Annotated in this window: 7 protein-coding genes and 1 tRNA gene; all 8 read right to left on the bottom strand. The window is 40.2% G+C overall.

The window, feature by feature from the left end:
- Positions 1-550 precede the first annotated feature (550 nt).
- Positions 551-739, bottom strand: a complete 189-nt coding sequence (rpmB, locus tag ODU45_RS09320) for a 50S ribosomal protein L28 (protein WP_001140948.1) — start codon at positions 737-739, stop codon at positions 551-553.
- 392 nt (positions 740-1131) lie between these two features.
- Entirely contained in the window at positions 1132-2013 is an 882-nt protein-coding gene (locus ODU45_RS09315) for a class II fructose-bisphosphate aldolase (protein WP_398581191.1), read from the bottom strand.
- Between the two features lie 234 nt (positions 2014-2247).
- Positions 2248-2333: transfer RNA gene (locus tag ODU45_RS09310), tRNA-Leu, on the bottom strand.
- A 275-nt stretch (positions 2334-2608) separates the two neighbouring features.
- Positions 2609-4213 (bottom strand): CTP synthase, encoded by a 1605-nt coding sequence (locus ODU45_RS09305; protein ID WP_398581190.1) that lies wholly within the window; start codon positions 4211-4213, stop codon positions 2609-2611.
- 192 nt (positions 4214-4405) lie between these two features.
- Entirely contained in the window at positions 4406-4987 is a 582-nt protein-coding gene (rpoE, locus tag ODU45_RS09300) for a DNA-directed RNA polymerase subunit delta (RefSeq protein ID WP_011921912.1), read from the bottom strand.
- Positions 4988-5113: 126 nt separating this feature from the next.
- Entirely contained in the window at positions 5114-8269 is a 3156-nt protein-coding gene (locus tag ODU45_RS09295; RefSeq protein WP_398581189.1) for a pneumococcal-type histidine triad protein, read from the bottom strand.
- Between the two features lie 33 nt (positions 8270-8302).
- The gene (locus tag ODU45_RS09290; protein ID WP_105106386.1) at positions 8303-9223 is read right to left on the bottom strand and encodes a metal ABC transporter solute-binding protein, Zn/Mn family; all 921 of its coding nucleotides are present in this window, start codon (positions 9221-9223) and stop codon (positions 8303-8305) included.
- 812 nt (positions 9224-10035) lie between these two features.
- On the bottom strand, positions 10036-10955 hold a 920-nt coding region (locus ODU45_RS09285), incomplete at its 5' end, for an LPXTG cell wall anchor domain-containing protein (protein WP_398581188.1).

Raw genomic sequence — 10955 nt, 5'->3', positions numbered from 1 at the left:
AGTTTATCATTTCTTAGAAACTTTGTCAACACTTTTTTGAAACTTTTTTTCGTTTCGCTGTTGACTAGTTCCTCAAGAGACAACTCAATTATTCTATCATCTTCTGATGGACTTGTCAACACTTTTTCGAAACTTTTTTTCATTCCGCTACTGACTAGCCCCTCAAGAGACAACTCATTTATTCTATCACGACTTATATATATTGTCAACCGTTTTTTTGATATTTTTTGGATTTTTTAAACACTCTCTATTCTTCCATTTCGTGATTCCCTTCTTGTAGAACCCGTACGGATATGCTCTCTCGTACAACTCCTAATGTCAATTCAAGTTTAAATGTTCGACCTTGGAAAAATCTTCCACATCAATACACAGTTCATTTTTGACAACATTTCTTCTTGTTAGCTACTTTTCAACAGCATTGTGAAGAGTTATGTAGTTGATATTCTTTCCTGTTTATTATGTAGTGGCCGAATTTGCTCCTCATCGACTTTATAACTAGGCTATTTTTTCCAAAAACAAAAGTCGCTAGATTTTTCTAACGACTTTGTTATTATACGCGTTCAACTTTGCCTGATTTTAGTGCACGTGCTGAAGCCCAAACTTTTTTAGGTTTACCATCAATCAAAACAGTTACTTTTTGAAGGTTTGGTTTAACTGCGCGTTTAGTTTGGTTCATAGCGTGTGAACGGTTGTTACCTGATACAGTCTTACGACCAGTGAAATAACATACTTTAGCCATTGTATCTTCCTCCTCATTTGATCAAATATATCGGATGTGCTAGCACCACATACCATACTATTCTAACAGAAAAGATTGGACTTGGCAAGAATTATTTTCATTTTTATTTTTTTAAAGTATCTATACTCATAGGTAAATATTTTAATACTACAGTTTGCGCCCCATCCATAATTCTTCGTTCTCTAAGTTATTATGGTCATGAAAACTTTGGAGCGGTTTATATTTTAATTGTTCTCTGCTCACTTCTATCGTAGATTTCTTCATGGCGAAGAACTAGATCGAGCTTAATAAACTATATAATAAAAAGGATTCTCGAAAGAAAATCCTTTTTGGCTTAATCTAAGAAACTTATACTTTGTTTGCTTGAAATCTGAGATTTCTTCGCAGTTACATTAAGCTTTGTTCGCTGAACCGAATACGTCGATACGCTCTTCAACAGATGCTTGGATAGCTTTCACGCCGTCTGCCAAGAATTTACGTGGGTCAAAGAGTTTTTTCTTATCGTATTCTGCTTCATTTGCTTCATAAGCTGCTGCAAATTTACGAGTTGCGTTTGCAAATGCGATTTGGCACTCAGTATTAACGTTAACTTTAGCAACGCCCAATTTGATTGCTGCTTGAATTTGCTCATCTGGAATACCTGAACCACCGTGCAATACGATTGGGAAACCTGGTACAGCTTCAGTCAATTTACGCAAGTGGTCAAGGTCAAGACCTTCCCAGTTTACTGGGTATGGACCGTGGATGTTACCGATACCTGCTGCCAAGAAGTCGATACCAGTTGCAACCATTGCTACTGCGTCTTCGATTGGAGCCAATTCACCGCTACCTACGATACCATCTTCTTCACCACCGATAGTACCAACTTCAGCTTCAACTGAAATACCTTTAGCGTGTGCCAATTCTACAACCTCTTTTGCTTTTGCAAGGTTTTCTTCTACTGGAAGGTGTGAACCGTCAAACATAATAGAAGTGTAACCAACTTCGATACACTCAAGTGCATCCTCGTAGTGACCGTGGTCAAGGTGAATAGCAACCGGAACTGTAATGTTCATTGATTCAATCAAGTTTGCAATCAAGTTACGAGCTACTTTGTAACCGCCCATGTACTTAGCTGCACCCATAGAAGTTTGGATAAGAACTGGAGCTTGTTTTGCTTCTGCTGCACGCAAGATAGCTTGAGTCCACTCAAGGTTGTTTGTGTTAAATCCACCAACTGCATAACCGTTGTCACGCGCTGCTTGGACAAATTTTTCTGCTGAAACTAATGGCATTTCGATAGCCTCCTAATATTTTTTGAGGTTACACCTCATACTCTTCTATTCTACCATTTTTATTTTGAAAATGCTAGTTGAAACCGTCTAGTTTTGAGAAAAGTTTCACATATCTTTTCATGAAAGCTATAACAATGCCCGTTTCGTATCATTCTTAGAATTTATGACCTAGCATATATCGTGCTCTGCACTTATCTAGACAAAACAAAAGGACTAGCCTTAGCTAGTCCACTATGCGGAGAGTGGGACTTGAACCCACACGACCTAAAGCGGTCACAGGATCCTTAGTCCTGCGCGTCTGCCAATTCCGCCATCCCCGCTTAATACAAGAACTAGTATATCATTAGGAACTAGCCTTGTCAACACTTTTTTGAATTTTTATTTTTTATTTTTACTTTTTTGCCAAAACGTATTGATTTAGCCGATTCTTTTGCAATACTCTACTATATATAATGCTTAATACCATCTAGACAATGATGCCATATGGGGCTGGTATTTCGTATTTTCTTCTATAGATACTGTCATCTTTTTCGTTTCTTTATATAAAATATAAAAGAAGATTGAATAATCCAATCTTCTTCTATAATGGTTATACTTATTTTTCATTCTCTATAGCTGCCGAAACAAAGGCTGTATACAAACCTTCAGGGCGATTAGGACGAGATTGTAGTTCTGGATGATATTGGCAGGCAACGAAGAATTTATTTTCTGGAATTTCAACAATTTCTACCAAACGGTTGTCTGGTGACACGCCTGAGAAAACAAAACCTGCTTTTTCAAATTGTTCACGGAATTCATTGTTAAACTCATAACGATGACGATGGCGACGTTGTACAACTTCTTGATTATCATAAGCAGCTGCAGCCTTGGAGCCACGTTTGAGCTTGCTTGGATAAAGACCTAAACGGAGAGTTCCTCCTAAATCTTCTACTCCAATTTGATCACGCATGATGTCAATAATTGGATATTTGGTTTCTGGGTCTAATTCAAAGCTGTTAGCACCATCTAAACCGAGAACGTGACGAGCAAATTCTACACAGGTCAGCTGCATTCCCAAGCAGACCCCTAGCATCGGCACGTCATTCTCACGAGCATAACGAATGGCTTGTATTTTCCCTTCTGTACCACGTTGTCCAAAGCCACCAGGAACGATAATTCCTTGTGCTTGTCCTAGACGCTCAGCTACGTTTTCTGTTGTCAAATCATTTGCATTGACCCAATCCAATTCGATAGCAGCATCATTTGCATATCCTGAGTGTTTTAGAGCTTCAACTACAGAAATATAGGCATCTTGTAATTCTACATACTTACCAACTAAAGCGATTTTTACTTTTTTCTGGAGATTAAGAACCTTGTTTACCATCGCTGTCCACTCTGTCATATCTGCTGGAGGTACGTCGAGCTTCAAGTGATCACAAACAATTTGATCCATGTTCTGCGCTTGCATATTTAATGGGATTTGGTAAAGATGTTCGACATCCAAGGACTCAATAACTGCTTCTGGAGCAACATCACAGAATTGTGCCAGTTTATTTTTAATTCCTTGTCCAGCAGGCTGCTCTGTCCGAATTACCAACATGTTTGGCTGAATACCTAGACCACGCAACTCTTTTACAGAATGTTGTGTTGGCTTAGTTTTCATTTCACCTGCTGCTTTGAGATAAGGCAAGAGTGTTGTATGGATATACATAACATTGTCTGAACCGACATCTGCCTTCATCTGACGAAGCGCTTCAAGGAATGGCAAGCTTTCAATATCACCTACTGTACCACCCACTTCCGTGATGATGACATCTGCATCTGTAGTACGAGCTGCACGCTTGATTTTGTCTTTCAAAGCATCTGTAATGTGTGGAATAACTTGAACTGTCGCCCCTAAGTATTCCCCTTTACGCTCTTTACGGAGGACTTCGCTATAAATTTTACCTGTTGTAACATTTGAATATTTGTTCAGGTTAATGTCGATGAAACGCTCATAGTGCCCAAGGTCCAAGTCGGTTTCTGCACCGTCATCCGTCACAAAAACTTCACCGTGTTGATACGGACTCATTGTTCCCGGGTCAATGTTGATGTATGGATCAAATTTTTGGATTGTTACCTTGAGACCTCGGTTCTTCAATAAACGACCTAGACTGGCTGCTACAATCCCTTTGCCGATAGAGGAAACAACACCACCTGTTACAAAAATATACTTTGTCATGCAAACTCCTTTTCTACGATTCAGGCTAATAGGAAGCGATTTGTGGGGATACTTCCTGTTAACTTGAAGAAAAAACAAAAATAGCTCCCTATCGCTAGGGAGCTCCGACCTCAAAAGAGGTGCCCGATAATATCTTATCGTAATTTGGTAGTCTTGTCAAATTATTTTTAAGAACCTATGGGAATATAATTCTTATTCGTCGACGACCTCTTCATCTGAATACTCATCGTCATCTTCACCTAAATCAACATCCTCTTCATCCAATTCGTCATCGGGGATAATTTCGTTGATTTCCGAATCATAAGACTCAACTTCATCTTTTTCATCATCTGGATTTTCATCATCGTATTCTGATGATACACTACCTGGATAGTTGTCCTCATCTTCCGGATCATCATGTCCATAGTCAATCGCATCATCATCACCGTCCATAAAGGCATTGACGCGTTTCTTCTTGCGTTTTGGTGCATCTTCATCATCTTCTTCAAGAGTGATCACTTCTTCGTCGATCTCATCAATTGCGTACCAAGAACGTAAGCCCCATTTGTTTTCGCCAAGTGGAATGAAGCTTCCATCCACATTCAAATCAGAATAGAAGGTTGGGAGGGCTGCGCGAATCTCGCTGTTTGATTTTTCAAGGTAGTTTTGAATTTCATTGACCAAGTCGTTGAAATACATTTCGTTGTCACGTCCACGTTCTTCCAAAATAGCACGGGCTACTTCAATCATGGAAAGTTCGCTTTTTTCTTGTCCTGCAAATACGTTAAGTTCCAAGGCTGTTCTCCTTTTTTGTCTTTCCCTTCTATTTTACGCTAAAAAAGGCAAATAGTCAAAGATAATCTTTACCGTTTTTCTGTAAAAAAATACCTGCAGAGCTCAGCGCTACAGGTATTTTGTTTACTATACTTGTTCTTCTAAACTTGGAAGGGAGATGGTCCGTTTGACCCCATCCTTATCTACAAGTCGAACAACTTTGCTTGTTGCATCATATTCGAAAGCTTCAAAAGAAACTTTGTAACGGTCTGAGAGCGTGACCAGACTTTGTTCAAAGGTTTTGAAGTCCATGCCAAACTCTTCTGCTCTTCGTTTTAATTCTTCTGTAAACTCGTCAATTTCCTCAGTTTCTTCAGAAATGATTTCTTCTTCACTTTCTTCCGTCTCTGTTTCTTCTGTTGATTCAGATGGGGTATTTGGTGTAAATACTCCCCAGCCATCGTCTGAAACAGGGCGTTCTTGTGGATTAGTCATGTAGTATTTAACCGTTGCTAGGAAATCTTCTAAACTATACCCTTCAGGACTTCTTGCACTGCCTTGGTCAAACCATTTAAAGGATACATAGTGATAGTGATCTTGATGCGGAATCACTAGAGTCCCGTTGCGTATTTCGGTCGCATAGCCAGCATTGTAGGTCAGTGCTTCGAAAGGAACGACTTTCTTCGCTTCAACTCGGTTGTAAATTTCCTCTGCTGTTTCTTTGGCAACTTGTGGCTGTTCTGGCGTTGTTGTATCGCCTGCAGTTGTTCCTGTTTCAGTTGGTACAGGTGTTGACGGTGAACTAGAATTAGATTTCTCACGTTGAGCTACCATAGCCTCTGCTGGGATCAGCTCGCTTAAGTAATTCAAATCACTCTTGTTAATCCGACGGTAACCATCTGTAATCACGCGTGGGATACGATAGTTATCCGTACCTATTTTCACTTTTGGATCTAATAGGTCTGCTGGGTCAAAAATATAGCCGTCTTTCGTTGTATATTTTCCTGCTGCCTTAGCTTCTGCCAATTCTTCTGCCGAGTGAACAATTTGCCAATTTTTCAAACCTGCACGTTTCTCAATCGGTGTGACATTTTTCGCCAATTCTTCAGCGTCTCGTTTATCAAGAAGAGTTTGTACAGCTTCCAATTCTTCTTTAGATAAATCTTTCTTGGAAATTGAACGCAGAGAACCACCTGTCGCTCTTGGTAGACTGAATGCTTGACTAAAGACAAAACTTGCTGGATCTAGTACGTCTTCCGCCGAGAAGATATAGCCGTCATTTGTTGCAAATTTCCCTTTTGCACGTGCATCCATGACTTCTTCTGCGGTGTGAATGATTTGCCAATTTTTCAAGCCTAAGCGGTTTGCTTTAGGTGTTGCATTTAGAATTGGGGGAACAAGATCCGTTGCTTCTCCATCACCATGTCCACTTGTAGTCCAAGCAGATGGACGAATTTCAGGATGTTGCATGATATAGCGGATCGTTGCAATTTGTTCCTTACTCAACCATGTGTAAGGTAGGACGTGGATGTGATCAATGTGTGGAATAATAAAGGATTGTCCAGTATCATAGGTCGCATTCGCTCCCTTCATCGGAATTTGATCCATACCGACCAACATGGCTGGTGTAAGATCTCCTTCTGCAAGCGGTGCAATATCAAAGATATACTGCTTATCTTTTTCTGCCAAGGTCAACTCAGCAAAAGAGATTTTCATCAAATCTAGTTCGTCACGACCATACGTATAAGTTTTTCCACCTACTTCCATTTCATAAACAACTTTTCCAGCCATTTTACGTTTAGCCGTTACTTGTTTGTATTCAAATGCAGGGCGGTTTTCTTCTTGAATTGGTTTTACAGGTGTTGAATCATTCCCTTGACTTGGTGTTGTGGGTTTAGCATCGTTTCCTACTTGTTCAGATGTTTTCGGTGGCACTTGTTTGCCCGCCTTCTCATTAACCCATTCCTCTACTTGCTTGATTTCAAAATCTTCGAGTTCGCCAAAACCAACATAATGGAAATGATCTCCATGACTAGCTATCAACCCTTGATCATCAACTGAGGTAATAGAGGATTTACTAAAGATGTATCCATCACTTGTAAAGTATGCCTTACCATCTAACCCTTTTCCATAAGCAGGAATTTGACGTCCCATATAGGAAACCACTTTCCCTGTTGACTGCTTCGGTTGTGTTGGTAATACTGGTTGTGTAGGCGATGCCGGTTGCGTTGTAACCGTGCCGATTGGTGTTACCGGACGATTTGGTTGTGTCGGTGTGTGTTGGGAGTGACTTGCTTGTGCACCAGAAGAAACACCTGCTCCATTTACACCAATCATTCGAGAAATCTTCTCTTCTAGAGGAGACATCTGGCTGTATGGGATAAAGTGATAATGGTCGCCGTGTGGAACGATGACACCTGCTGCGGTTTTCTTCGTAATCGTTCTTGGGTCAAATACCAATCCATCTGCTTCTACATGGCGTTGAGATAGCGGCGTTGCATCCAATTGGGCCAATAAGCTAGCCAAATCCTGACCTTGCCCCGCACTAATTGTTGTCTGTTGTGCTCTATTGTTTCTATCGCCATATTGACTACCACTAGCCGAGCTCACACTTCCTTTTTGATTCCAGTAATCTTGAGCAGCCTTCAATTCGGCAGCTGATAAATCTTTTTTAGGAATAAAGTGGAAATGGTCGCCATGTGGAACGATGAAACCATCTCCCGTATCTTCAATAACATCTGTCGGATTAAAGACATAGCCATCGTCTGTTCTGTAGCGGCCGTCTTTACTATTTCCTGCTGCCTGATTTTTACTGTCAGCAGAAGAGATCCCTTTTTGCCGCTCCACTTCTTCTTTGCTACGAACATTTTTACGTTTGCTAGGGTCTTTTAGATAGAGATAGTATTTCCCGTCGACTTTTATGACGTAGCCATCCTGGACTTCATTGATGATGTGACTGTCTTGTAAAACATAGTTCGGGTCCTTCATGACCAATTCTTCACTAAAAATCGCATCAAAAGGGACTTTACCATTATAGTAGTGGAAATGGTCGCCGTGTGATGTCACATAGCCTTGATCAGTAATTTTAACAACTATCTGCTCGGCATCAATATTTTCCTTGGCAGAAATTTGATCAGGTGTTAATTGTTCCGAGACTGTGCTTTGTGCACTTTGACTATCTTCAATGTAGGACACACGATTTTTTTGCTCTTCCATCGCTTGGAAACGTCCAAGCTGATAGCTACAGAGACTCATCCCTAAAACAAGGGCGGCTACGGAGCCAACAACTGCTTTTTTCTTCATTTTTTCTCCTTTCGGTCGATAGAATTCGACCTTTTATTTTAACTCTTGAGCTAATGTTTCTAAGACTTGCTCTAGATTTTCTAGATAGGTTAAATTATTTTCTGGATCTGCTTCAAGAGGATCCAACACTTTTAAGTCCACACCTGTCGAACTCGCCAATGACTTAGCAAGCTTATCTGAGACGCCTTTCTCTGTAAAAATTGTTTGTACATTGTAGGTGTCAACAAATTCTTTAATTTCCGCCAACTGTCTAGGGCTTGGTTCCTCCTCTGAAACTCCTGCGATTCCCAACTGCTTCAACCCAAAGCGTTGCGCGGTGTAGGAGAAGGCTGTATGTTGAGTAACAAATGTTTTTGATGTAGCTTTTGAAAAGATTGGACTATACTTGTCTGCCAACTTTTGCGCTTTTTCTTCCAAAGTTGCAGCATTTTGACGATAATAATCCGCATTCTCAGGATCACTTTCTGCTAGAAGTTCACCAATCGCAACAGCTTCCTGACCAACTAAAACCGGATCCAACCATGTGTGAGGGTCATATAAACTAGCTTCATCAATCCCTTGACCGGCTTCTACGTCTTCTAACCCTGGAACCTTTGTCAGCGGTAAATTAGTCGAAGCCTCCAAAACCTTGACAGATGAACCTTGCAAATTAGGCTCCAAACGTCCTGCCCAGGATTCCAAAATTCGCGAATGATAGATAAAAACATCTGCATCATATATAGCCTTTATGTCTGCAGCTGATGGTTCATAAGAGTGTATACCCTGTCTTGAACCAATCATTCGAACATCATTTTTGCTCCCTGACACTTCCTTAACCAGTGAATAAATCGGGTAAAATGAGGTGACTATTTTCATTCCTGGCTGCACTTGACTCGCTTCCTTCTGAGCCGAGCAAGCCGCTAAAACAAAACCGAATAAGGCCAAAAGACAGGTCCCTACTATTTTCTTAAACATAATTACCTCCTTCTTTAACCAGTTAATTATATAACAAGAACGTTAACTGGTCAAGCATTTTTTTGAGAAAGTCACAGCTATCCGCGAAAACGTGATTTGTATCCCTAGCTATAAACCTCACCTCCAGCGACATCTAAAAACTTTCACCGAACTTCATTCAAGTTAATACTGTGTCATCCCTAACAACTTACTTTTATCTTGTTCTAAAACTGCCAATTCATACAACTTTTTCTTTTGAAATACCTTGTACTACATCAAGCAAAACTTTGAAGAGATGACACATTCTCACACAATAAAAGCACAAAGTCTTCTTTAAGCTCAAGCGAATGAATTGGTAAATCAAGACGATGACTTGCCAATGTTTAGTTATAGACAATATGTAAGATAACCCTTACCAGAGACTACCTCTGTGTGAAATTATAAATATCATCATTTAGTTTTTCTTTTATTACTTCGACATAAGCCTTGCCTAACTTCAGTTATGCCTGCAGCTCATTGCCTCGTACTAAAAGACTATAATTAATAATTTGACCCTCGACACATCCCTAATATCGGAATTCTCTTTCCTTTGACCTTTTTTAAACATTCCAACTAAACCACCAAAAATAAGTTTTATAGAATGGAAAACGAGCAACTCCAAATTGGAATTGCTCGTTTTTTAATATGTAAGGACTAATTTTTCCCTAGACTTTTGAATCAATCTATAAGCCGCCCGCTACGGTTGACAGGAGGCTTCAAAAAGCTACCCATTCTACTTGCCACTCAAAGAGCTTGATGGTAAAAAATGATACCCTCTTTTAAGGATAGTTTTATTAGTTCTCGTCTTGACGACGTTTTCCATTGAGTGCAAATGTAGCCACCAACATAGCTGTACCTAGTGTTGCAAAAGCTACTGAGTTATCTTCACCGGTATTCGGCAAGTGCGCTTTATTTGTAGAAACTACTGATGTTGGGATGCTGCTATCTTGCGTTGGTGTAGCAGGTGTAGTAGATTTTGGTTTTGAAACTTCTGGTGTTGGAGTCGGAGTGACTGGTTTCAACTCGTAAACGTAAACAACTTTTTGTGCTGTCTCAGTAACTTTACCTGAAACTGGGGCTGAATCTGCTTTGTGTTCCTTGAAGACATAAACATTGCCTGCTTCGTCTTTCAATTCAGTTTCATTCTTCGTTTCATAAGCTGTGCCAGTTGACTGGTTTTCGCTAAAGACTGGAGTTTCTGCTTTTAGAACCTTGCCGTCTGTCGTTACATGCTCGACTGTGACATTACCTTTGATTTCTTCGTAAACGAAGGTTACTTTTTGAGTGCCCTCTTTGACTTCACCTGTTGGATCTGCTGATTCTTCCTTGAGACCTTTATAAACAAACGTACGACCGTTGTCTGTCACAATCTTGTCTTCTGGTTGGGTCTCATATGGGGTACCAACCGGTTCATTAGTTTTAACTGAGGTTTCTTTCTTCAGAACTTCACCAGTTGTTGTAACGTGTTCTACTGTAACATTACCTTTTGGTGCGTCTGGTGTTGGAGTCGGAGTGACCGGTTTCAACTCATAAATGTAAACAACTTTTTGTGCTGTCTCAGTAACGTTGCCTGAAACTGGAGCTGAGTCTGCTTTGTGTTCCTTGAAGACATAAACATTGCCTGCTTCGTCTTTCAATTCAGTTTCATTCTTCGTTTCATAAGCTGTGCCGGTTGACTGGTTTTCGTTAAAGACAGGAGTTTCTGCTTTTAGAA

Origin of the sequence: Streptococcus sp. 2022WUSS135 (assembly GCF_044427045.1) — a bacterium.
Taxonomy (GTDB): Bacteria; Bacillota; Bacilli; order Lactobacillales; family Streptococcaceae; genus Streptococcus; species Streptococcus hashimotonensis.
This window is presented reverse-complemented; position numbering and strand designations above follow the sequence as displayed.